Raw genomic sequence first — 23,723 nt, forward strand, 5'->3', positions numbered from 1 at the left:
CCCGCCAGCCTAGAAAACGAGACTCGCCACGACCAGCCCGATCACCAGCAGATCCGGCCCCCGTACCAGCTGCCGCACCAGGCCGGCCGGGATCAGGACTCCCTCGTACAACACCATCCCCATCGAGCTGAAGTCCAGCGGGCCCCGCGTCACCGAGCGCACCGCGGACAGCGCGGCGACCAGCACTGCCACCAGCGCGCCTGCCGGCACCGGTACCCCCAGCAGCAGCACCACCCCGGCCCACGCCAGAGCCAACAAGGACAGAAAGCCGCAGGTCACCGCATGCAGGCGCAGGTTCGGGACATCCAGCCACCGCCGCAATGCGGGTACCCGATGCAGCTGGGCGACCGGGGCGGTGAACGGCAGCAGCGCGAGGTACCCGCCGAGTCCGAGCAGCCAGACCGCGCTGACCGCGGGAAACGTCACGTGCGCGGCGAGTACCGCGAGGGCCAGGAACACCGGCAGACCGAGCGCATGCCGGCGCGCGAGGGTCCCCATCACGACGTATCGCGTCACCACGAACCGGCCGGCCAGGCCGATTCGCCACGGGACCGGGCGTCCGGCCGGGAGCAGCGCCCAGACGTCCAGGAAGGCGGCCGACGTCCGGCGCACCATGCGTTCGGTGAACTGCCGGACCAAGGTCCGCCGACACGCGGTGTGCGGCCGCGGCGGCGACCAGGCCAGCGCGGCCGCGGCGAGACCGGCTGCCAGCGCGTACGTCCACAGTGGAACCACCAGCGCGAAGGCCAGGGTGAGCGGCAGCAGTGATTCGCCCGGAAACGGCGGGCGGCGGCCCATCACCAGCGCCAGCGCGGCCACCGTGAGGTACAGGGCGATCGGACCGAGCAGCGATGCCGGGAACCCGATGAGCATTCCCGAAACGGCGAAGAAATACGCGGCCACGCCGAATCGGGCGGCCCAATCCAAGAGGAGCCGCCGAGTGAGCACGACCGGGCGGCGGCCGTCGAAATCGCCCCAGGTCAGCGTGGCCGGTTGGGCCCACAGGTACCCGCGCCGCAGCGTTGACCGCCAGGCCAGCGCCAGGCCGGTGCACAGTACGACCACGCTGCCGAGCGCGCTCACCGGCGCGGAGCCGATCAGCTGTTCCCGCACCAGAGCGGTGTTGTAGAACGGCGACCCCAGGATTCCGGCCGCGATCACCAGCGACAGGACCAGGTCAGGACGCTTCACACATACGCCTGCGCTTGCAAGGTGAACAACTCCGCATACCCTCCCCCAGCAGCCATCAATTCCTCGTGCGTCCCATACTCCGCTACCTTTCCGTGGTCCAGCAACAGGATTCGCTCGGCCTGGCGAACCGTCGAGAACCGGTGCGAGATGTACAGCGTGGTGCGGCCGTCGGACAGACTGTCCAGCCGGGCGAACAAGTCGTGCTCGGCCTGGGCGTCCAGGGCGGACGTCGGCTCGTCCAGGATCAGGATCGGGGCCTCGCGCTGGAAAGCCCGCGCCAGCGCGATTTTCTGCCATTCGCCGCCCGACAGCGAGACGCCCTGGTCGAACCAGCGGCCGAGCGGGCTGTCGTACCCCGACGGCAGGCGGGTGATGCGTTCGTCGGCGCCGGCGCGGCGGGCGGAGTCCTCGATGTGCGTGCGGTCGGTCAGGCGGGTGAGGTCGCCGAGACCGATGTTTTCCGCAGCGGTGCCCTGGTATGTCACGTAATCCTGGAACATCGCGCTGATCTGGGTACGCAATTCGTCGGGTTCGTACTCGCGGATGTCCACGCCGTCGAGCAGGATCCGGCCTGCCGTCGGGTCGTACAGCCGGCACAGCAGCTTGAACAACGTCGACTTGCCTGCGCCGTTGCGCCCGACCACGGCCACCGTTTCGCCCGGCCGGATCTCGAAACTCACGCCGTGCAGCGCGGGTTCGTCCGCACCCGGGTAGCTGAAGCTCACCGACTCGAACCGGATGTGACCCTCCACAGTGGACGGCAACGGCCGCGGCCGGGCCGGTTTGGTGATCTCCGGTTTCGTGTCCAGGAACTTGTAGAGCGTGTCCAGGTACAGATTGTTCTCATACATTCCGGAAAATGCGGTGAACAACCCGGTCACCGACGTCTGCACGGAAGTCGCCGCCGCGGTGTACAACGCGAGATCGCCGAGCGTGAGCCGTCCGCCGACGGCTTCCAAGGCGATGTACAACGCAATTGCCGACCCGGCGAACGTGCTCAGCAAACCCCACGACGTCGAGCTGACATTGCGTTTCACGGTCAGCTTCCGCTGCCGCTCGTAGGCCACCACGCCCAGTTTCCGGAACCGGTCCACGAAATACGGGCCAAGGCCGAAGAGTTTGGTCTCCTTGGCGTACGTGTCCGTGGTGACCAAAGAAGACAGATAATCCATCCGCCGTTTGATCGGCGACATCAGGAACGTGAGCCAGAATGCGCGTGACCCGTATTTCGACTGCGACACGAAAGCCGGGATTGGGGCCAGCAACGCGACCAGCGCGAGCAGCGGGCTGATGGCTACAAGCAGGGCGATCATGCTGGCGAACGTGATCATGGTCCGGACCAGGCCGAGTGCGGAGTTCATCATCGACAACGGCCGCGTCGGCGCTTCCTGCGCCGCTTGCCGCAGCATGTCGTAAGACGCCGAACCCTCGAAATACGCCAGGTGTAAATCACTCGCATGCTGCATGACCCGGTGCCGGATGGTGAGCGTCATCCGTTCCTGCAACAGGGACTGCGCAATGGACGTGATCGCGCTGCTGATCGCAGTCGCCGCCAGTACGCCGAATTGGAACAATGTGATCCGGACGATTTCCCCGGTCGTCCCCCGGTGCTGAATGGCGGCGACCACCGAATCGAGCAGGATTTTCGCGATATACGCCGTCGCTGTCGGCAAAAGCCCGGACACCAAAGTGACCAGCGCGAGCAGAATGGTCAACGCCGGACTGGCCTGCCACGTCAGTTTCACGACCTTGGGCAACCCGCGCACGGTACCCGCAATCGACGTCCGCATTCGCGTCAGCCGGGATCTCAGGTCGCGAGGCTGGTCGGGTTGCTCCGGTTCGGGGATGTCGACCGGGCCGGTGAGCCCGCTGTCCGGCACCGTCTGCGGTGGACGGCGGCGACCGCGGCGGCCGGCGAAGAGCAGGGCGGCATCCCGCCCGCCCGGCATCACTTCCGCACCGAGCCGTGCAGGAAGACGTCGATCATCTCGTCGGTCGTCGGGGTACCCGGCACCGGCCGGGAATGCGTGAACAGCAGCGACAAGAACAGCGACGCAGCCTTGTCCACCGGCAGCCGCAAGCGTTCGGCGTCGGGCACGAACAGTTCCCGCACCGCGCGTTGCATTGCCTCGAACGATTCACGCCTGCTGTCCCCGGTCGGCGCCCGGCGGTTGCGCAGCTCCTCCGCGCGCTGCCCGCCCTTCATCGTCGCCGCCATCACCGCGCCGATCCGCTGCAGGTGCGCGCGCAACGCCTCGGCGGCCTCTGCCAACCGCTTCTCCAGCGGCAGTTCGGCCGGAATCTCGCCGATCATCTCCAACGCCTCCGCCGGGTCGAGCGCGGCCACCACACACGCGTCGACCAGCTGGTCCTTGTCCTGGAACACCCGGAAAATGGTGCCCTCGCCGATCCCGGCCGCCCTGGCGATCTGCGCACTGGTGACCGCCCGGCCGTGCTCGACGACCAGCGGCAGCACCGCGCGCACGATCATCCGCCGCCGGTCGTCGGGCGCCATCCCCGGCGCACGTTTTCTCGTCTCCACGACGACCACCGTACGGAGTGAGCGCTCACTCCGTCAACCGGGCAAGCGAAAGGCCGCGCCTGGACGACGCGGCCTTCCGGGTCAGTACGTGATCGCCACCGCCGGATCGGCGAGCAGCGCACCGACGTCGGCGAGGAACTCCGACCCCTGCTGCCCGTCGACCACCCGGTGGTCGAAACTCAGCGACAACTGCATCACCTTGCGCACCTGGATCTCCCCGTCGACCACCCACGGCGTGTCGCGGATCGCGCCGACCGCCAGGATCGCCGACTCACCAGGGTTGATGATCGGCGTACCGGTGTCGACGCCGAACACGCCGACGTTGGTGATGGTGAACGTGCCGCCCAGCATCGCCGCGGGAGTGGTTTTGCCCTCGCGCGCGACGTCGGTGAGCTCGGTGAGCGCGACCGCCAACTCCTTGAGCGACAAGGAATCCGCGTCACGGATCTTCGGCACCACGAGCCCGCGCGGGGTCGCCGCCGCGATGCCGAGGTGCACGTAATCCTGGTAGACGATCTCCTGCGCGGCCTCGTCCCACACCGCGTTGACGTCCGGCGTCCGCTTCGCCGCCAGGCACACCGCTTTGGCCGCAAACGCCAGCGGCGTGAGCTTGACCCCGCTGAACTCGCGCGATTTTTTGAGTTTCTCGCGCATGTCCATCATGGGCGTGACGTCGACGGTGAGGAACTCCGTGACGTGCGGTGCGCTGAACGCGCTCTGCACCATCGCCGCCGCGGTCGCCTTGCGGACGCCCTTGATCGGTACCCGCCGCTCGCGGGTCGCCGGGTCGTATCCGGCATCCACCACGGCCGGGACGGCGGACCCGTTGGCCGCACGCTCGACGTCTTCGCGCGTGATCACGCCGCCGTCCGCGCTGCCGGTGAGCGCATGCAGGTCGACGCCGAGGTCCTTGGCCAGCTTGCGGACCGGCGGTTTGGCCAGCGGAACGTAACCACCACCAAGCTTCGCCGTCACCGGTGCCGCTGGTTCCGGCGAACGCCCCAATGTGGCATTGGGTGCATGCGACGCAGCCAATGTGGCATTGGGTGCGTCAGATGCAACCAATGCCACATTGGGGTTCTTTCGAGCCCGCCGTTTCGTCCCACCGGCCTTGGAGCCGTAGCCGACCAGCGGCTTCATCTCCTCCTCGGCCTCGACAACAGCGGGAGCAGCCGGAGCAGGAGCAGCCGTCCCACCAGGATCCACGTCCATGGTGAGAATCGGTGTCCCGACCTCCACCGTCTGCCCCGGTTCCACGTGCAGTTCGGTGATCACCCCGGCCCACGGAATCGGCAGCTCGACGGCAGCCTTGGCGGTCTCGATCTCCACCACGATCTGATTGACCGTGACCGTGTCGCCGGGCTTTACGCGCCAAGCGAGAATGTCGGCCTCGGTGAGTCCCTCCGCCGTGTCCGACAGGGGAAATTGCTTGTACTCGGGCATAACAGGAAGAACCCCCTTACCAGGAAAGTGAACGGTCGACCGCATGCAGGACCCGGTCGAGATCGGGGAGATAATGCTCCTCGAGTTTCGATGGCGGGTACGGCGTGTCGAATCCGGTCACGCGCAGTACGGGGGACTCCAGGGAGTAAAAACATTCCTGCTGTACCCGGGCAGCGATTTCCGAGGTCAACGACGATTCCGACGGCGCCTCGCTCACCGCGATGAGCCGTCCGGTCTTGCGGACCGACTCGAACACCGGCCCGAGATCGAGCGGCGAGAGTGTGCGCAGGTCGATGACTTCCAGCGATTTACCTTCGTCCGCAGCGGCAGCCGCGGCGTCGAGCGCCACCTTCACCGACGGGCCGTACGCGACCACCGTCGCGGTGCTGCCCGAGCGCACGACGGCCGACGAAAACACCCGCTCCGGCGCCGTTTCGGTATCGACCTCCATTTTCAGCGCGCCCGAGTGGTACAGCTTCTTGGGCTCGAAAAAGAGGATCGGGTCGTCCGAGCGAATTGCCTCCTGGATGCCCCAGTAGGCGTCCACGGCATTCGACACCGAAACCACCTTGAGCCCGGCAATGTGCGCGAACAGCGATTCCGGCGATTCCGAATGGTGTTCCACCGCGCCGATCCCGCCGCCGAATGGCACGCGAATCACCACGGGCATCTTGATCTTGCCCTGAGTGCGGTAATGCAGTTTCGCGAGCTGCGAGGAAATCTGGTCGAAGCCGGGGAAAATGAATCCCTCGAACTGGATTTCGCACACCGGCCGGAATCCGCGCACGGCAAGGCCGACCGCGGTGCCGATGATGCCCGACTCGGCGAGCGGCGTGTCCAGCACGCGCTGCTCACCGAAGTCCTTCTGCAGCCCGTCGGTGATCCGGAAGACGCCGCCGAGCTTGCCGACGTCCTCCCCCATGATCAGGACCTTCGGGTCCGCCTCCATGGCCCGCCGCAGGCCGAGGTTGATCGCCTTGCCGATCGTGAGCTTCTGCAGGTCCATCAGTGCTCACCCGCCGTCGCGAAACCGTCGAGGTAGGACAGGAACTCCTCGCGCTGCGCATCGAGCGCCGCCGAGGGTTCGGCGTACACGTTGGAGAATATCCGCTCCGGCGGCGGCTCGGGCATGTTGAACGTGTGGTCACGCAGCTGCTGCGCGAACCGGTCGGCCTCGGCCTGAACGTCGTCGAAGAAGTCCTGACCCGCTCCGCCACCACGCGCCAGATGCGCCCGTACCCGCTCGATCGGGTCCTTGAGCTTCCACTCCTCCAGCTCGTCGGACAGCCGGTACCGGCTGGGGTCGTCGGTGGTGGTGTGCGCGTCCATCCGGTACGTGTACGCCTCGATCAGCACCGGACCGTTGCCGTGCCGGCATTCCTCCAGCGCCCACCGCGTGACGGCGAGGCAGGCGAGGACGTCGTTGCCGTCCACGCGGATGCCGGGGAAGCCGTACCCGCGAGCGCGCTGGTACAGCGGCAGTCGCGACTGGCGTTCGGTGGGCTCGGAAATGGCCCACTGGTTGTTCTGACAGAAGAACACCAGCGGCGCGTCGTACACCGCGGCCCACACGAAGCCTTCGTGCACGTCGCCCTGCGAAGTCGCGCCGTCACCGAAGTAGCAGATCGTCGCTTCGCCGCCGTCGTCTCCGACTTTGCCCTCGAACTTCTGCCCCATGGCGTACCCGGCGGCGTTGAGGACCTGGTTGCCGATGACGATGGTGTACGGGTGGAACCGGTGCGCCTGGTAGTCCCAGCCACTGTGGTCGGTGCAGCGGAAAATCCCGATCAGATCCCGCATGTCGACGCCGCGCGTGTACGCGACACCGTGCTCGCGGTAGCTCGGGAAGGCCATGTCCTGCGGCTGCAGTGCGCGGCCGGAGCCGACTTGCGCGGCTTCCTGGCCGAGCAGCGGGACCCAGATGCCGAGCTGGCCCTGGCGCTGCATGGCATTGGCCTCACGGTCCGCGCGGCGCACGAGCACCATGTCGCGGTAGAGGTTCTTGAGTGCTTCGGTGTCCACGTCGGCGACGTAGCGGTCGAAGCGGGCTGACGGGACCCGCTGGCCCTCGGGGGTGAGCAGCTGAGTGAGCTCAGCGCCACCTTCACTGGTTGCTCGCAAACCGGCGATCACCTGTTCGGGGGATGGCTGGGCCGCTACGGCGGCCGGCCCGTCTCCAGGCTCCGGGTGCGTCCACTGTTCGGACGGCATGCGTTGTTCTCCTCGGTGTCGGCGCCGCTGACGGCCGCTTGTGGCGGTCACAGAGACTGCACCGGCGGGGACCGGCTCCTCGGGTCCGAGGCGCCCGGCCTCCGTCGGCGTTGACGGTTCGTGCGCACATCCTGGCACGAAGGCGGCCGCGATGGAGAGCCACCGGTGCTGATTTGTTGCTGAGAAAACCCGGCTGAACAGGGGAAACGCTCGGAAGCCCGAGGATCGGAGTGGCGATGGTCGGGCGGCCATCCCGGGCCCGACCTGCCCGCCGCCGGAGCGCGACCGGCCACGCCCGGGTGGCCACGGTCACGGCTGCGGACCCGGTCGTGACGTCGGTCACCGTGGCAAGATGGCGCTGTGGAGCAGAAATCCGTACGCGAATCCGTTGTCTCGACGTGGATCAACGACGTCACGCCGAGCCTGTCCGGTCTGGTCGCGATCCCCGCGTTGTCCCCGGCGTTCGACGCGGACTGGGCGGCCACCGGGCATCTCGCCGCCGCCGTCGAGCACGTGAAGGGCTACCTCGAAAGCCGCGACCTGCCGGGTGCGCAGTTCGAGGTCGTCACGCTGGAAGGCCGTTCGCCGCTGCTGTTCGTGGACATTCCGGCCACCCCGGGAGCCACGGACAAGGGCACCGTGCTGATGTACGGCCACCTCGACAAACAGCCTCCGGTCGGCGGCTGGGCCGAGGGGCTGGGCCCGTGGACGCCGGTGATTCGCGACGGGAAGCTGTACGGCCGCGGTTCGGTGGACGACGGCTACTCCGGGTACGCGGCCAGTGCCGCGGTGGAGGCAGTGCACGCCGCCGGTGGTGAGCACGCGCGGATCGCGCTGCTGCTGGAAACCGGCGAGGAATCCGGCAGCCCGGACCTGCCCGCGTACCTCGAACACCTCAGCGCGCGGCTCGGCGAGGTCGGCCTCGTCGTGTGCCTCGACGCGGGTGGCATGGACTACGACCGGCTGTGGCTCACGACGAGCCTGCGCGGGATGGTGCACCTGACGGTCACCGTGCAGCTACTCGCCTCCGCGCAGCACTCCGGCATGGCGAGCGGGGTGGTCGCGAGTTCGTTCCGGGTGCTGCGGCAGCTGCTGGAGCGGATCGAGAACGGCGAGACCGGCGAGATCAAGCTGGCCGAGCTGAACGTCGAGGTACCGGCTGATCGGCAGGCCGAGGTCGAGGCCGTCGCCGAGGTGGCCGGTGATGCGATGCGGACGGCGTTCCCGCTGGTCAGCGGCGGCCGGACGATGTCGGAGGACGCGCTGGAGCTGCTGCTGAACAACGGCTGGCGGCCCACGCTGTCGATCATCGGCGGCGACGGGCTCCCGTTGCCCGCCGAGGCAGGCAACGTGTTGCGCCAAAGCACCACGCTCACGCTCAGCTTCCGCCTCCCGCCCACCGCCGTCGCGGACGACGCGTTGGCGGCGATCAAGCGCACGCTCACCACGGATGTCCCGTACGGCGCAAAGGTCATCATCGCCGACGACCAGCAGGCGGAGAACGGCTGGAATGCTCCGGCCGAGGCGCCGTGGCTCACCGCCGCGCTGCGCCGGGTCGACGACGAGGTGTTCGGCCGCCCGCACCGCGCCGCCGGAATGGGCGGATCGATCCCGTTCATGGGCCTGCTCGGCGAGAAGTACCCGGAGGCGCAGTTCCTGGTCACCGGGGCGTGCGGGCCGGATTCGAACATCCACGTGCCGGACGAATGGTTGAACCTGGACTTCGCACAACAGGTCACGGAAGCGGTGGCGCACCTGCTGGACGCGCACGCGCGCTCCTGAGACGTTGCTCCAGGCCGAAGCGCCGGCCTGGAGCAACACGTCACGCCAAGCGGGTCAGCTGCACTGAAACGTCCAAAGTAGACTGACTGGCTCCGGTGAAGATTCCCTTCAGCGGCGCGACATCCGCGTAATCCCGTCCGGTCGCCACCCACACGTGCCGCGGTCCGACCGGGATGGCGTTGGTCGGGTCGTGTGCCCACCAGCCGCCGGTCCACACGTCGACCCACGCGTGGCTTTCGCCTTCCACCTTCTCTCCGAGCTTGGCCTCCGGTTTCGTATGCAGGTACCCGGAAACGTAGCGCGCGGGAATTCCGATGGCGCGCAACATCACCAGCGTCACGTGGGCGAAGTCCTGGCACACGCCTTCGCGCGCTCGCCACGAATCGGTGGCTGTGCTGTGTACGCCGGTGGTTCCGGGCTGGTACTTGAGTTGTTCGTTGACCCACCCGCAGATCGCGAGCACCGCGTCGGCCGGGTCGAGCCCCTTGCGCAGGGAACGGGCCTGTTTGGACAGTTCCTGGTCATTCGGCGTATACGGCGTCGGCGTGAGGTATTCCGTGCGTTGATCGCGTACCGTTTCGCTTTGCAGATCTTTCCACGTCGCGGTGTGCACCGGTTCCGCTTCATCAGCCGTTTCCACTACGGAAGTGGCGAGAACGGTGAATTCGGTGTGCGGCGCATGCAGGTCGAATGACGTGACCTCGGTACCCCAGTAATCGGTGTACCGATACGCGCGGGTGGCCGGTGTCGTTTCGATGCGCGTGGCCAAAGTGGTTTGCCGCCGGTCCGAACGCGGGGTGAGGCGGGCTTCGTTGTACGACTGCGTAGCCGGCGTCGCATAGCGGTAACCGGTGCGGTGTGTCACCCTCAATTGCCAGGTCACAGTGACACCTCCGCGCCGCTCCACGCCACCCATGGCGACGTGTGGAAGTACTGCATGGACACTGCTTCCCCGATGTCCTTGATCGCCGTTTGCAGGCCACGCAACCGCCGGGGCAAATCGTCGAACAACGCGTCGGGGTGCAGGAATTCCAGTTCACTGCGGGCGCGGCCGAGCAATCGCACGGCTTCGGTTTTTTCGTTACCCCGTGCGTTGATTCCCGGGTCCAGCTGGCGTAGGCAATCCTCGGCCTGCCGGAGCGCGTGGAAAACCGAGCGCGGGAATAGCGTGTCGCGGAGAAGGAATTGCACCACCCGCGCCGCATCAAGGGCGCCGCGATTGGTGCGCAGGTACGTGTCTTGCGCACCGGCCGAGCGCAGCACGGTCATCCAGCCCGGCGACGACGCCCGGTCCGAAACCCGCGAAAGCAACAGGCGTACCACCATGTCGGCGCGTTCGACGGAACGGCCGAGCACCAGGAAGAGCCAGCCGTCGTCGCGGCTCATCGTGGAATCCGCGAGCCCGGCGAACATCGCCGCTCGTTCCTCCACAAAGGACAGGAAGGCGTGCGGCCCGGCGCGCCGGGCGTACCGTTGCCGGTCCGGCACCGCATTCCAGGTCGCATTGAGACATTCCCACAGCTCGGTGGACACGACTTCCCGTGCGCCACGGGTGTTTTCCCGCGCGGAGTTGATCGAGCCCACAATGGACGATGGGTTGTCTTTGGCATACGCGACCAGTTCGGTCAGCTTCCACACGTCGAGCGCGTCACCCGCGTCGAACGGAATGCCGAGCACCGCGAGCAGCTGACGGCTGACGTGGTCCGGGTCGACGCTCGCGTCCTCGAGCAGCTGGTGCACGGAGACGTTGAGGATACGGGAGGTGTCGTCGGCGCGTTCGACGTAACGGCCGATCCAGTACAGCGATTCCGCATTGCGGGCCAGCATCGTGCTCCCTCCCTCAGCTCTGCTGCTGTTGTTGCTGTTGCTGCGACGTGGAAAGCTCCGGGCCCTGCTCGGCCGCGACACCGTCCACAACGGACACCTCGCCGAGTGCGGGCCGGTCCAGTTCCTGTTCTGACGTCGACGACCGCGACGCGAGCACCCAGGTGTCCTTCGACCCGCCGCCCTGCGACGAGTTCACCACCAGGCTGCCCTCGGGCAGCGCGACCCGCGTGAGCCCGCCGGGTAGCACGAAAATCTCCTTGCCGTCGTTGACCGCGAACGGCCGCAGATCGACGTGCCGCGGCGCGAGCCGATCGTCCACCTTGGACGGAACGGTGGACAGCTGTACCACCGGCTGCGCAATCCAGCCGCGCCGGTTCGCGCGTACCTTGCGGCGCAAGGCATCCAGCTCCGCTTTGGACGCGTCCGGCCCGAAGACGATGCCGTACCCACCGGAGCCTTCGACCGGCTTCACCACCAGCTCGTCCACATGCTGCATGACGTGGTCGAACTCGTCGGGCAGCCAGCAGCGGAACGTGTCCACATTGGGCAGAATCGGTTTTTCGTTCAGGTAGTAGCGCACCATTTCCGGCACGTAGGTGTACACGAGCTTGTCGTCGCCGACGCCGTTGCCGACCGCGTTGGCCACCACCACGTTGCCCGCGCGAGCGGCGTTGAGGATCCCGGCGACGCCGAGCACGGAGTCCGGCCGGTGGTGCACCGGGTCGAGGAACTCGTCGTCGATCCGCCGGTAGATCACGTCGACCTGGCGCTCGCCCTCGGTGGTACGCAGGTAGACCACGTTGTCGCGGCAGAACATGTCGCGGCCCTCGACCAGTTCGACCCCCATCAGCCGGGCCAGCAGCGAATGCTCGAAGTAGGCGGAGTTGTACACGCCGGGGGTGAGCACGACGACCATCGGGTCGGCGACGTTCGGCGCGGCGGCCGCGCGCAGTGCCCGCAGGAGATGTGACGCGTAGTCACCGACCGGGCGCACTCGGTGCCGGGCGAACAGGTCCGGAAAGACCCGCGCCATCGTCCGCCGGTTCTCCATTACATACGACACGCCCGAAGGGTTGCGAAGATTGTCCTCAAGGACGCGAAAGGTGCCCTCTTCGTCCCGGACGAGGTCCACTCCGGACACGTGAATGCGGACGCCGTTGGGCGGTTTGATGCCGTAGGCCTCGCGATGGAAATGCTCGCACGAGGTGATCAGCCGCCGCGGCAGCACGCCGTCGCGCAGGATTTGCCGGTCGCCGTACACGTCGGCGAGAAACGCCTCCAGCGCGCGGACCCGCTGTGCCACGCCGCGTTCGAGGCGGGTCCATTCGGTCGCCGGGATGACGCGGGGCACGAGGTCGAGCGGAAACGGCCGCTCCTGGCCGGACAGCGAGAACGTGATCCCCTGGTCCACCATCGCCCGGTCGAGGGCTTGCGAGCGGTTGGTGAGATCGCTCGAATCGAGCGCCGCGATCGAGCCGTACAGCGCGCGGTACGGGCCGCGGACCATGCCGTCGGGCGCGAACATCTCGTCGTACGCGCCGGCGTACGGCCGCTCCGGAGCCAGGTACCCGTCGAACTGCGCGCCGGGCCGAGCCGCGCGGCGGCCCTTCACCGTTCGCGCACGTCGCCCGGCCGGCGGCAACCGGGGACCGCTGTTGCTGTTCATACCGGACATCCTGACGCACGGTCTCGAACGTGCGCGACACCCGTCGGGCGGCCTGTCCTGTGCGAAACTTCCCCGTGACGCATCGGTGCTGTGCATCCCCGCTTTCGAGTGGCAGGATGCGTGCTCTCAGCCCTTGAGAACTACGAGGAGTGACGAAGTGGCCCGAGGACATCAGATGAAGGCGCTCGCCCTTCTCCCGGCGTTTGCGCTGGTCGGCCTGACGATGGCCTGCGGCGCGGGCGGCAACGGCGCAGCAGGGAACGCGAGCTCCGCTCCGGCTGCCGGCGGCTCGGACACCGTGAAGAAGGACGACGCCCTCGCCGCGCTGGTGCCCGCCGACGTGAAGGCGGACGGCAAGATCGTGATCGGACAGGACCAGACCTATCCGCCGAACGAGTTCGTCGAGAACGGCAAGCCGACCGGCTTCGACGTCGACCTCGGCACCGCGGTCGGCCAGGTGCTCGGCCTGCAGACGGAGTTCCAGAACTCGTCGTTCGACGGCATCATCCCGGGTATCGCGGCGAAGAAGTACGAGATGGGCATCTCGTCGTTCACCATCAACGCCGAGCGGATGAAGACCGTCGACATGGTCTCCTACTACAGCGCGGGCACGTCGATGGCGGTGCTCAAGGGCAATCCGGACAAGCTGTCGGTGGACGACCTGTGCGGCAAGAACGTCGCCGTGCAGAAGGGCACCACGCAGGTCGACGACCTCGACAAGCGCAATGCCGCGTGCACCAAGGCGGGCAAGCCGGCCATCAACATCACCCAGTTCCAGGCGCAGACCGACGTCAACCTTGCGCTCACCGCCAAGCGCGTGCAGGCCGAACTGGCCGACTCGCCGGTGATCGACTACGCGGTCAAGCAGACCGGCGGCCAGCTGGAATCCGTTGGCGCGCCGTATGACACCGCGCCGTACGGAATGGTGCTGCCGAAGGGCAGCGGCGATTACGGAAAGGCCGTGCAGGGCGCCATCCAGAAACTCATCGACGACGGGACGTACAAGAAGATCCTCGACAAATGGGGTCTGTCGGCATCCGGTGCCATCACCAAATCGGAAGTCAACCCGGCGGCTTCCTGACCCTTTTCGATTGCTGCTCGATTCCTGCTCGACTCCTGAGGACGTAACTACCCGTGTCCAGTCTCCCCGGCCCTGCCGAAACCCGGCAGGAGGTCGACACCACCCCGATCAAGGCCGTCCCCGTCCGGCACTACGGACGCTGGGTGGCCGGCGTGATCATTCTGTTCCTCGCGTTCATCGTGATCCGCAGTGTCGTCACGAATTCCGCGCTGCAGTGGCCGGTCGTCGGACAGTTCCTGTTCGACGACCGGATTCTCAACGGCGTCCGGAACACTTTGCTGCTCACCGTGATCTCGATGATCATCGGCATTGTCGGCGGGGTCCTGCTGGCCGTCATGCGGCTTTCCCCGAACCCGCTGATGTCGGGTGCGGCGTCGATTTACATCTGGCTCTTCCGCGGAACTCCGCTGATCACGCAGCTGATCATCTGGAACTTCCTGGCGCTGGCGTACTCGAGGATCGGCCTCGGCATCCCGTTCGGGCCGACCTTCATCAGCTGGGACACCAACACGCTGATCACCCAGTTTGTCGCCTCACTTCTTGGGCTGGGCCTGAATGAGGCGGCGTACATGGCGGAAATCGTGCGAGGCGGTATTCAGTCGGTGGACAGCGGTCAGCTCGAGGCGGCCTCCGCACTCGGCATGAGCCGCGGCAAGACGCTCCGCCGAATCGTGCTGCCCCAAGCGATGCGGGTGATCATCCCGCCCACCGGCAACGAGACGATCTCGATGCTCAAGACGACGTCACTGGTCGTCGCGATCGGGTATTTCGAGCTGATGGTGTCGGCGCAGACGATTTATTCACAGAACTACAAAACGGTGCCGATTCTTATTGTGGCCGCGGTGTGGTATCTGTTCATGACTTCGGTGCTGACGGTCGTGCAGTATTATATCGAGAAGTATTTCGCCCGCGGCACTTCGCGGGCGGTCACCCGACCGAACAAGTGGGGAGCCCGCATGCTCGGCTTCCGCGGGGGTGTTCAGCGATGACCCCCGTTGTTTCCGCACAGAAGGTATGCAAGAGCTTCGGTTCCCTGGACGTCCTGAAGGGTATCGACCTGGAAGTCCAGGAACGGGAAGTGCTTTGCCTGATCGGCCCGTCCGGCTCCGGCAAATCCACCTTGCTGCGCTGCATCAACCATCTGGAGAAAATCGACGCAGGCCGCCTGTACGTAGACGGCGTCCTGGTCGGCTATCGTCAACGCGGCGAAAAACTGCACGAACTACGCGATAAAGAGATCGCCGCCCAGCGCAAGGACATCGGTATGGTGTTCCAGCGCTTCAATCTCTTCCCGCACATGACAGCGCTGGAAAACGTGATGGAAGCCCCGGTGCAAGTCCGCGGGGAAGCGAAATCGGCAGTCCGGGAACGCGCTTTGGCCCTACTGGACCGGGTCGGCCTCGGCGACAAGGCCCGCGCCTACCCCGGCCAGCTCTCCGGCGGCCAGCAACAACGTGTCGCCATCGCCCGCGCGTTGGCCATGGAGCCCAAACTGATGCTCTTCGACGAGCCGACGTCCGCTTTGGACCCAGAACTCGTCGGCGACGTATTGGGTGTCATGCGCCAATTGGCAAAGGACGGCATGACCATGGTGGTGGTGACCCATGAAATGCAATTCGCCCGCGAGGTAGCGGACAAGGTGTTGTTCATGGACGGCGGAGTGGTCGTGGAAGCCGGACCGCCGGACCAGGTGATCGGCAATCCACAACATGAGCGGACAAAGTCATTCCTGGCCCGGGTTCTGAACCCGAACGCTTGACGGCAGGCCGCCCGGGCTTCCCGGGCGGCCCTGTCTATTTGCCGCCCATCCTCTTCACCGCCCGGCCCGCAACTCTTTCTCCACCTGCTGAACCTTGTTCATGAGATCCTGCGGCCCAGCCCCCGCCAGACTGACCCACCCGGACTTGTCCACCCCGAACAAAATCCGCCCCTGCTCGACATCAGCCCACCCCGGCGGATTCTCATTCCGCAGCCGCTTCCCCCGACTGTCCCGAACCGCAACGTACAACCGCCCGAAATACGTATGCGGCGCGTCAAGCCATTGCAACACCTGTTTGGCGTCACGAATACTGGGACTCGTACGACTGGGAACATCCCCACTCTTGATCATATTCAGATCGGTATCCGAACAGTTCAACGACGGAATCCGAGCAGGCGGCGCCTCCGGCAACATCGTGACGAACTCCCGGACAAGCGAGTCCGCAGAACAAGGCGAGATGTACAGCATCTGCTGCATGTTCACGACGGTCGCCGCGTCCCGCCCACTGGCCGCAGCCCGCACGGTGCGCTCCCCTTGCCCCGACTTGACCCAGGAGTAGTACTCGACTCCCGGCCGCTGCAAGAGATTGAGCGTCTCGACGAACCCATCGTCGAGCCGCCCACCACGCAACAGCCCACGTTCACTAAGCTCGCGATCAGTATCGGCCGCCAGCTGCCGCCGCTCGTCGGGCGAATACCACAACGCACCCCGCACGAGGGTCGGATGAATATCACCGAGATTAAGCCGTTCCAGCAGAACTTCAAAAGTCCGCAAACTCACCTCGACGGGCTTACGCAGCACCGTTCCTCCCCTTCCCCCGGAATCGGCCTGAATATCCCGAACACTCGAACCGGGCATTTGTGGGCGGGCCGGATGGACTCGTATCACACGGTAGCGTCAGCCTTGAACACCGAGCAGCACTTGCCAGCCGACTGAAACGCCACAGCCCAGCCACCCGATCAGTCAGCAGATGCCCCCACCGTACGGCGGCGTGTTCGTGCGCCATGTCGTGCCTCCCCGCACGGGCCACACTCCTGCTCGGGCGGTGACCTACCCTCAGTTCTCAGTCAGCTTCAAGAAGTAACATTAGCAGGGGTAGACGCGGTATGTGGCCGCTCGCACGAAGATCACCCGGCCATGTCAGCGATCGACCCGTCCGACGGATAGTGCACCTTGGCACGTTCGAGCACGAGCCTTTCGCGGGACCGTACCGACTCCCGTCCGCCGAGGTAACCAGTCGAGCCGCCGCTGAGGATGCCGGATGGGTCCCGAAGCGCATCACTGCCGCCTCCAGAGCCGTATCCACTACTTGCGCCACTTTGGGGTCGCCGATGCACTGCTTGCATGCTGATTCCGCTGTGCCAGGACAACCCTGGATTCGGGTGCTGAATTCGCCGGAACCGTTGACGTTGCGGTCATGGCGTCGTCCGTGACGAAGCGCCGTTCAGGCGTGCTCTTTGCCTGATCGGCTGGGAACGCCATCTACGTCACCTTCATCGTGCCGACCGCTGCAGCGGCGATTTTGGCGGCCAGGCCACAGGGGTCGGACAAGGCAGGGCTCTCGGTGCGCAGCAAAGCAACCACTGTGTAGGTGAGGTTGTCTCGTACGCCCACTGCGAGATTGCAAGTGCCCTGCCCCTCGCCCCCGCGTGCATACACGACAGCGGGGTAGCCTTCGACGTTCTCATATGGTTGAAACTTGGTCAGCGTGCCAGTGCGATGACCTGTATAGAGTGCGCTGAGCCCTTCCTTGTTCCCGGTGACAAGGCCGGCATTGATGTTTCCTGCGTTGCCGCTGAATATCCAGGCGCAGCTGGTTCCCGTTGAGTCGGTGTCCACGTCCGTGCGGGTGACCTTGCCGCCTAGGGACTCGACGGTACTCGTAGGGACTGTGGAACACGGATCCGATTCGTACGGCTTCGTATTCATGATCGGGTCGGCGACCCGAGGCGCAGAGTTGGTGTCCAGGCTGCGGCTAGGCGACTCCGGGGTTGCTCGTCGGCTGGCGCTGCCGTCACATGCCGAAACCACGGCCACAGTAAGGCTGAGGATGGTGAGTGACAAGACGGAGCGAAGACGCATCTGAAACCCTTTTCACGCATTGCAATGCCTGAGTTTCGCAGTCGGTCGGCAGACTTATGGCATCAGCCGGCGTCGAGGTCTTGGCGAACCGATCGTCGACACGCCCACCGCGCAGCCAGCCCTTGCGTGCCCGCCCACCGCTGTTGCTCTATGCACCAATCACCGGAGGAGTTGGCCGATCACCGTCGTACCCGCCGAAAATCGAGTCGGGATCGTCTTCGGAGAGCAGGATTTTGCGCTGGTGCTCTTCGTCCTCCGACCCTTTGCCGCCCCGGCCGCTGGAACCCATACCGCCCATACCAGGTTGGCCTTTGGCTCCGGTGCCACCTGCTGCGCCGGTGCCCGGGCGCCCGGTCGCTGCTCCTTCACCGAGTGCTCCGGAGCCGGTTCCGGAACCTGAACCGACCCCTCGACCCCCGATGCCGCCACCTCGCGCACCCGATCCAGAACCGTCCGGCCCGAATCCGCTGCTGCGGCCGCCGGACTGGAATCCGCCGCTCCCGCCTGGCCCGTAACTCCCGGTCGGTCCGAATCCGCCCACGAAATTGCTGTTCCCGCTCCCTGGACCGAACCCCGTTGAGCCGGTGCCGCTGCCCGCCGGGTTCTGCCACGGCTGTGTTCCGGGCGGCGTCGGCATGGGATTGGCCCAAGATGCGCTCGTCCGATCGTCCGGGGTCGGCGTTGGAGGAGCCGGGATGTTCGAGACCGGAGTGCTGCCGGGCGAAGGAGGTGCCGGCATTCCCGCGGCGCCGTGCGGTGGTGTGTAAGTGCTCGGTCCGCTGCTGTAACTGTGCGAAGGTCCGCCGGACGGGTTCGAGGAGTGGCCGCCACTCCCGCTGGAGCGCTCGCCGCCCGCAGGCCCCGTTCCAGGGACGATCGGATCGGGTGTGACTCCGCCGGCAGCCACACTCGGGTCGTGTGCGGCGGGGTAGTCCTTGGTTGCCTCCGGACCGTAGGTTCCCGTCGTCATCTGGTAGTAGCTCTCGTACACATCCCTGTTCTTCTGGGTGTCCGAGTCGAACTGTGCGGCGCGTTTCTCGTCGTCACTGGCGCCGAAGGAAATCCAGTCCGATAGTTTGTTGTCATCGGGTCGGTTGTTGTCGACAGGTACCACATCGTCTTTGGTGCTGTGGAACTTCGCTTGCTGGGAATACATGGAAAGCTGAACGAAGTTCAAGTGTTCCGCGGCGGTGTTCGAGGTTTGGATGAGGGGCGCCAGGCCGGCAGCCGCGGTTTCCGAACTCTTTCCCTTCCAGAAGGAATCCAGTGATTTTTGCGCGTCCGTGAGCGACTTGGCGAGGTCCTTGTGCAGGTTCATGAGGCGTTCGGACGCCTGCTGGGCAAGGTCGAGCCTCTGCGTGGTGCTGGGGTTGGCATGCAGTTTTTGATAGATTTCGGCGCCGCTGTAAACCATCGCTACGCTCCCTTGAGGTGCTTGATGGCGAACTCGGCAACCTTTTTCGTCAGGTCGCAGGGAGCGTTGTAGTAGGCGCTTTCCTGTCGAAGCGTCGCGAACACGAAGTACATGGTCTTGTTGCTCAGGCCGACCGCGAGCTGGCATCGGCTGGGGTCTTCTCCGCCATTGGCGAAGACGACAGCGGGGTAGTCGAGAATCGGGCTCTGGGGCTCGAAGGTAGTGACCCCGCTACCTTGGGCTTTGAGCGCGTACAGGTGGCTCAGACCGTCTTTGTCGATCGTATCGACTCCCGCGGAAATCTTGCCGAGTTCCCAGTTCTCGAACGTCCATGCGCACCTCTTGCCGCCGGCCGGATCCTGCTCGACGGCATTGCTTTTGACCTTGCCATTGACTTGGCTGATTTGATCGTTCGTGATGGCGCTGCACGGATCGGTTTCGATCGCGGTGGTCTGGAGCGGCGTGGTCACCGCAGGCGCGCCGTGGTGTGGCAGCTGGTCGGCGCCGCTGGATGGTGCCGAGCCTGCGGAGTTGGCCGGAGCTGGGGCACCGGACGTTGTCGATGTGCATGCAGTGCCGAGCATGGCGGTGAGGCCGAGCACTGTCATGAGTACGAGTTTTCGACTTTGCACGGAGAGTCAGTCTTCCTTGATCGTGCGGAGGGCGTCCAGTGCCGCATGGTCTTGTCGGCGATAAGCGTCGCGAATAGTGGTCAGTGTTTCCGCGTACGACGTGAGGAACTTGACTGCTCCGGCGAGGTAGTCCTGGTACGACTTGCCGGTTTTGTTTGCGATGTCGACATACGAATGGCTGGCGATCTCGTCACCGGGGGCATCGATACCGGTCAGGCGCCCGGCATCGTCTTGCGCTTTGATCAGGTTGTTGTCGAGTGTTTCGTGGAGGCTCTTGAGCACCGTGTCCATCGCTTCGGGGTCGAACTCCCAGCCTGCGCCTGCAGATGCCGCGGTGAAGTCGGCTTTCGCCTGGTTCGCGCCCAGTGCCTTGTAGTCGGGCGGTGCTCCGGTCGTCACCGTCTGGCCGGAAACCGGCAGCGGCATGGCCGGACTGCCCGGAGCGGGTGCCTGTGGCGGCGGTGCGAGCGTCTCCTGGTAAATGCCCTCCGGGCCACGCGTAGTTCCATCTGGCATCGTCGTGCCTCCCCGCACGGGCCACACTCCTCCTTGGGCGGTGGCCTACCCTCTGTTCATTGTCGGCTCCGATGTGTAACTCTAGCAGGAGCCAAACCGTGGCATGGGCAATTTCCGGCAAGATCACCTGTTGTATTCATTCCTCGCAGTTACTACTCGTGAGTAGTCAACACTGACAGGCAAGTTGTGGATCACACGGCCGGTACTGTGTGAATGTGCCCGCTTTCCCTGGGTGACCGGGCTCTCTCGAGTCACTTCGCGGGGTCCTCCGCTACTCCGTTAGGCCCCTTGCTCATCCGCCGTTGATCCGATTCGCTGGGGGCCGACCACTGTGGGGAGAAGCGTGCCGACCGATACGACCTTGCCGCCGCTTGATCCGTTTGCCGGGGTGCCCGACAGGCGGTACGAGGTGAAAGCGGCGGACCTGCTCAAACCCGGCACCGGTGGGCTGTTGCGATGGCGGCGGCAGGCCACCAATGCGCCGATTGTGCAGGTCGAGGACGCTTATATCACCGGGACCTTCGACCTTCGGGCGGCGGATCTCAACTTCCTCTTCCGCTTCGAGCGTTGCCGTTTCGAGCAGCCGCCCGACGTGCGGGAGGCGAACGTTCTCGGGCTCGTCTTCCGGAAATGCTGGCTGCCCGGGTTGCGGGCGCGCAATCTGCGCAGCCGTAATGATCTGCGGTTGATCCGGAGTGTCGTGGAGGTCGCGCCGGAGGAATTCGAGGTCGAGGAAACCACTTCGGTACAACGCGGCGACGATCGTGAGCGCGGTATGCCCAATGCGGCCGTCAATCTCACCGACGCCGTCATTGACGGGTCCGTCGTGCTCACCCGCACCACGATCAGTCATCCGCATGGTAAAGCAATTCAAGGCGACCGGCTCGTCATCACCGGTGCATTGCTCGCTTATCGAATGGTTGCCCGCGGTGAGGTGCGGCTTCCTGGTATGCGGACTGGCGGTAACGTCAATTTCTCCGGCGCTACCTTCGACAATCCCGACGGCTTTGCGCTCAACGGAAATGGTCTGCACATCGGCGGCAGTCTGCTGTGCGAGGTCGACAACTACGGTCCGGCGAGCGAGCGGAAACGGTTCTCCGCCAAGGGTGTTCTCTACCTGCCGAGCGCCACTGTGGACAGTGACATCGTCCTGCGTGAGGCGCGGCTTGCGGTCGACCAGCGTGGACCCGTCGTCGTGGACGCGTGGAAATCCGGTGATCCGTACCTCGATCCGCGGCCTGCGCTCGTCGCCGACCGGCTCAAGGTCGACGGTAATCTCGAGCTTTCCGACGGTCTGCAGGCATTCGGCACGCTTCGAATGGTCAACGCGCGGATCGGTGGTTCGCTGCGGCTCGCCGGCGCCGAAATCACCATGGCCCGCGGACGTGGTACGCCTTATTACGACCGCGCATTGCATCTCGATGGATCGGCGATCGGCGGGGATATCGAAGCAACCAATCTGCGGGTACCGGTGGGTCAATTGCGGTTGGCGGACGTCACTGTTGGCGGCAATTTTCTCGCATGGAATTCGATGTTCCTGCATCCGGGGCGTGACGTGTTTTCCGCGCGACGCGCCAAGATTTCCGGAAATTTCCAGCTCACCGACGCCACTCTGCAGGGAACGCTACGGCTTCAGGGTGCGGAGATCGGTGGCAGTGTAAACATGTACGGCACGCTTTTCACTGAGCCGGGACAACGGAAAACAAGCAGTTTTTCCCTTGATATCCGTACCGCGCGGATCGGCCGTGACGTCGTGCTCACGGAGAACAAGGAGCGGCCCTTTCTTGCCGAGGGTGGCGTCAATCTTGATGGCGCACAGATTGCCCGTAAGCTGGATATGAATGGCGCGAAGCTGGGTTCGCTGGCGCCGCACGGAATTGCACTTGATGCCAGTGACGTCGCGGCCGACGAATTCATTCTTTCTCCGGCCGAGCCGCCAACTGGGTCGGTGCGGTTGCGACGCGCGCATTGCGGTGCGCTGGCGGACAACGAGGAGGTCTGGGCTGCCAGCGACGGCGTCGAGCTCGACGATTTCCGTTACGACGCGCTGAAACACGGCATCGCCCTCGACGACGACCGAGCCCTTAACCGTCGCATCGACCTGCTTCGCAAGGCAATGCGCGGCTACCGCCCCGGGCCCTACGACCAGCTCGCCGCGACTTTGCGTGCAGCCGGAAACGAGGAACACGCGTCCACGGTTGCCTTGCGCAAACAGCAATTCCGCTACGAGGCACTGGCAAAAGGGTTCAAGGTCTTCGGCCCCGGGGTGCGGGTGTGGAGCTGGCTGCAGCGGTCGATGGTCGGGTACGGCTACCGGCCGGTACGCGCGCTCGGGTGGCTGTTTACGTTGCTGGTTCTGGGCAGTCTGTGGTTCGGCCTCGGCTCGGACGATTGCGTGAACGACCATTCCGGCCGGCTCATGGTCAACGGGCCGCGATGTGTGGTCAATCAGCAGGACACCGGGCTGCAGTGGAATCCGGTGATCTATACCGCCGACCTCATGGTGCCGATTGTCGATTTCGGTAACAAGTCGAGGTGGTACATGCATGGAGTGGACAACTGGGTGTCGGCCGGGTTCACGGCGTCCGGCTGGATCCTGGCGTCGACCGTCGCAGCCGGGGTGAGCCGGATGCTGCGGCGGGACAGCTGATCACATACCCTTGGTATGTGAGTCCTGATGCCACGGGTGAGATCGAGGTCGATGCGTCGCCCGAAGCGGTGTACGCGCTGGTCAGCGACCCGGCAGCGCTGGCAGGGGTGACCGCGGAGTACTGGCGGCACCGCTGGCTCGGCGGCGCTACCGGCCCGGCGGTGGGCGAACGCTTCCGCGGCAGCAACCGCCGAGGCCTCCGCCGCTGGACGACCACGGTCACCATCACCGCCGCGGACGCGGGTCGGCGCTACGCCTTCAACGTCGACCTGGGGCCGGTGCCGATCTCGCGGTGGGAGTACGTGATCGAGCCGTCCGGCGCAGGCTGCCGGGTAACGGAAAGCACGTGGGACCGGCGCCCGCCGTGGTTCCTCCCACTGGCCCTGGCGGCGACGGGAGTACGCGACCGAGCGGCGACGAACCGGGCGAACATCGCGGAGACCCTGGCTCGGGTGAAGAGCGCGGTGGAGTGAAGGGTCCCTTCACACCCTTTCTTGAGGTGGCGTGCGAGGGGGACCCTCATGCTTCGTGGCGCACGAGGGGGACCTTCGTGCGGTGCAGTGCAGTGCGGTGAGGTGCGGTGGGGCGGGTTCGGCTCGGTTTGTGCCCCGCTGGGCTCGGCTGGGTGGGTCGTGCCGGTCCGGCTGCGCGAACGGGACTTTCGCGCTCGGCCGAGTGGTGCCAAGGGGACTTTCGTGCCGGGCTGACACTGCACGAAGGGGACTTTCGCGTGACGGCCGCCGCGACGCGGACGAGGGGACCGTTCGTGCAAGTGGTGGCTGTGCGAGGGGACCGTTCACGCGAGTGGTGCGCGAGAGGACCGTTCGTGCGGTAGGTGGCCGAGCGAAGGGACGTTCGCGCGCTTGTCGGCTGTGCGGGGGCAGCTCGCGCGGATGGCAGGCGAGTCAAAAGGGCCGTTCGTGCGGG

Annotated in this window: 20 protein-coding genes; 6 read left to right on the forward strand and 14 right to left on the reverse strand. The window is 65.7% G+C overall.

What is annotated here, in order from left to right; all coding sequences use genetic code 11:
• Positions 1-9 precede the first annotated feature (9 nt).
• The 6 genes from OO71_RS12625 to pdhA form a co-directional block, all read right to left on the reverse strand.
• On the reverse strand, positions 10-1,191 hold the full coding sequence (locus OO71_RS12625) for a hypothetical protein (RefSeq protein WP_033289939.1): 1,182 nt from the start codon (positions 1,189-1,191) through the stop codon (positions 10-12).
• Entirely contained in the window at positions 1,188-3,140 is a 1,953-nt protein-coding gene (locus tag OO71_RS12630) for an ABC transporter ATP-binding protein (RefSeq protein WP_156096275.1), read from the reverse strand. The genes OO71_RS12625 and OO71_RS12630 overlap by 4 nt, the downstream gene beginning before the upstream one ends.
• On the reverse strand, positions 3,140-3,706 hold the full coding sequence (locus OO71_RS12635) for a TetR/AcrR family transcriptional regulator (protein ID WP_033289940.1): 567 nt from the start codon (positions 3,704-3,706) through the stop codon (positions 3,140-3,142). Before OO71_RS12635 ends, OO71_RS12630 begins: the two co-directional genes overlap by 1 nt.
• 108 nt (positions 3,707-3,814) lie before the next feature.
• Positions 3,815-5,176, reverse strand: coding sequence for a dihydrolipoamide acetyltransferase family protein (locus OO71_RS12640; protein WP_033289941.1), 1,362 nt, complete (start codon positions 5,174-5,176; stop codon positions 3,815-3,817).
• 16 nt (positions 5,177-5,192) lie between these two features.
• Positions 5,193-6,185, reverse strand: a complete 993-nt coding sequence (locus OO71_RS12645) for an alpha-ketoacid dehydrogenase subunit beta (protein ID WP_033289942.1) — start codon at positions 6,183-6,185, stop codon at positions 5,193-5,195.
• Positions 6,182-7,387, reverse strand: a complete 1,206-nt coding sequence (pdhA, locus tag OO71_RS12650; RefSeq protein WP_033289943.1) for a pyruvate dehydrogenase (acetyl-transferring) E1 component subunit alpha — start codon at positions 7,385-7,387, stop codon at positions 6,182-6,184. Before pdhA ends, OO71_RS12645 begins: the two co-directional genes overlap by 4 nt.
• A 360-nt stretch (positions 7,388-7,747) precedes the next feature.
• On the opposite strand from pdhA, the gene OO71_RS12655 reads away from it, so the two are divergent.
• Entirely contained in the window at positions 7,748-9,169 is a 1,422-nt protein-coding gene (locus OO71_RS12655) for a M20/M25/M40 family metallo-hydrolase (protein ID WP_033289944.1), read from the forward strand.
• A gap of 40 nt (positions 9,170-9,209) precedes the next feature.
• Here OO71_RS12655 and OO71_RS12660 read toward each other — a convergent pair whose 3' ends face one another.
• From OO71_RS12660 to OO71_RS12670, 3 genes are read right to left on the reverse strand one after another with little or no spacing between them, the layout of a single operon-like run.
• Entirely contained in the window at positions 9,210-10,052 is an 843-nt protein-coding gene (locus tag OO71_RS12660) for a transglutaminase family protein (RefSeq protein ID WP_033289945.1), read from the reverse strand.
• Positions 10,049-10,996 (reverse strand): alpha-E domain-containing protein, encoded by a 948-nt coding sequence (locus OO71_RS12665; protein ID WP_033289946.1) that lies wholly within the window; start codon positions 10,994-10,996, stop codon positions 10,049-10,051. Before OO71_RS12665 ends, OO71_RS12660 begins: the two co-directional genes overlap by 4 nt.
• Before the next feature lie 13 nt (positions 10,997-11,009).
• The gene (locus tag OO71_RS12670) at positions 11,010-12,671 is read right to left on the reverse strand and encodes a circularly permuted type 2 ATP-grasp protein (RefSeq protein WP_033289947.1); all 1,662 of its coding nucleotides are present in this window, start codon (positions 12,669-12,671) and stop codon (positions 11,010-11,012) included.
• A 166-nt stretch (positions 12,672-12,837) separates the two neighbouring features.
• Between OO71_RS12670 and OO71_RS12675 the strand changes: the two genes are divergently transcribed.
• The 3 genes from OO71_RS12675 to OO71_RS12685 are packed head-to-tail and all read left to right on the forward strand — an operon-like array spanning position 12,838 to position 15,502.
• The gene (locus tag OO71_RS12675; RefSeq protein ID WP_033289948.1) at positions 12,838-13,743 is read left to right on the forward strand and encodes an ABC transporter substrate-binding protein; all 906 of its coding nucleotides are present in this window, start codon (positions 12,838-12,840) and stop codon (positions 13,741-13,743) included.
• 53 nt (positions 13,744-13,796) lie between these two features.
• Positions 13,797-14,732, forward strand: a complete 936-nt coding sequence (locus tag OO71_RS12680; RefSeq protein WP_033289949.1) for an amino acid ABC transporter permease — start codon at positions 13,797-13,799, stop codon at positions 14,730-14,732.
• On the forward strand, positions 14,729-15,502 hold the full coding sequence (locus tag OO71_RS12685; protein ID WP_033289950.1) for an amino acid ABC transporter ATP-binding protein: 774 nt from the start codon (positions 14,729-14,731) through the stop codon (positions 15,500-15,502). The genes OO71_RS12680 and OO71_RS12685 overlap by 4 nt, the downstream gene beginning before the upstream one ends.
• Positions 15,503-15,556: 54 nt before the next feature.
• On the opposite strand, the gene OO71_RS12690 is transcribed toward OO71_RS12685, so the two are convergent.
• The 5 genes from OO71_RS12690 to OO71_RS12705 form a co-directional block, all read right to left on the reverse strand.
• Positions 15,557-16,303, reverse strand: coding sequence for an ESX secretion-associated protein EspG (locus tag OO71_RS12690; protein WP_033289951.1), 747 nt, complete (start codon positions 16,301-16,303; stop codon positions 15,557-15,559).
• A 681-nt stretch (positions 16,304-16,984) separates the two neighbouring features.
• On the reverse strand, positions 16,985-17,584 hold the full coding sequence (locus OO71_RS48755; RefSeq protein ID WP_084144912.1) for a DUF3558 domain-containing protein: 600 nt from the start codon (positions 17,582-17,584) through the stop codon (positions 16,985-16,987).
• Between the two features lie 148 nt (positions 17,585-17,732).
• A complete protein-coding gene (locus OO71_RS12695) occupies positions 17,733-18,998 on the reverse strand; it encodes a hypothetical protein (protein WP_033289952.1) in 1,266 nt (421 codons plus the stop codon).
• Between the two features lie 2 nt (positions 18,999-19,000).
• Complete coding sequence (locus OO71_RS48195) at positions 19,001-19,606, reverse strand: DUF3558 domain-containing protein (protein WP_156096276.1); 606 nt, start codon at positions 19,604-19,606, stop codon at positions 19,001-19,003.
• A 30-nt stretch (positions 19,607-19,636) separates the two neighbouring features.
• A complete protein-coding gene (locus OO71_RS12705; protein WP_033289953.1) occupies positions 19,637-20,146 on the reverse strand; it encodes a PE domain-containing protein in 510 nt (169 codons plus the stop codon).
• 343 nt (positions 20,147-20,489) lie between these two features.
• Here OO71_RS12705 and OO71_RS12710 point away from each other — a divergent pair, with 343 nt between their 5' ends.
• Both OO71_RS12710 and OO71_RS12715 read left to right on the forward strand, forming a co-directional pair.
• Entirely contained in the window at positions 20,490-22,796 is a 2,307-nt protein-coding gene (locus OO71_RS12710; RefSeq protein ID WP_033289954.1) for a hypothetical protein, read from the forward strand.
• 17 nt (positions 22,797-22,813) lie between these two features.
• Positions 22,814-23,269 carry an SRPBCC family protein gene (locus OO71_RS12715; RefSeq protein WP_033289955.1) on the forward strand — a complete coding sequence of 152 codons (456 nt, stop codon included), beginning with the start codon at positions 22,814-22,816 and terminating at the stop codon, positions 23,267-23,269.
• Positions 23,270-23,723 lie beyond the last annotated feature (454 nt).

Source organism: Amycolatopsis jejuensis (genome assembly GCF_000717335.1).
GTDB classification, from domain to species: domain Bacteria; phylum Actinomycetota; class Actinomycetes; order Mycobacteriales; family Pseudonocardiaceae; genus Amycolatopsis; species Amycolatopsis jejuensis.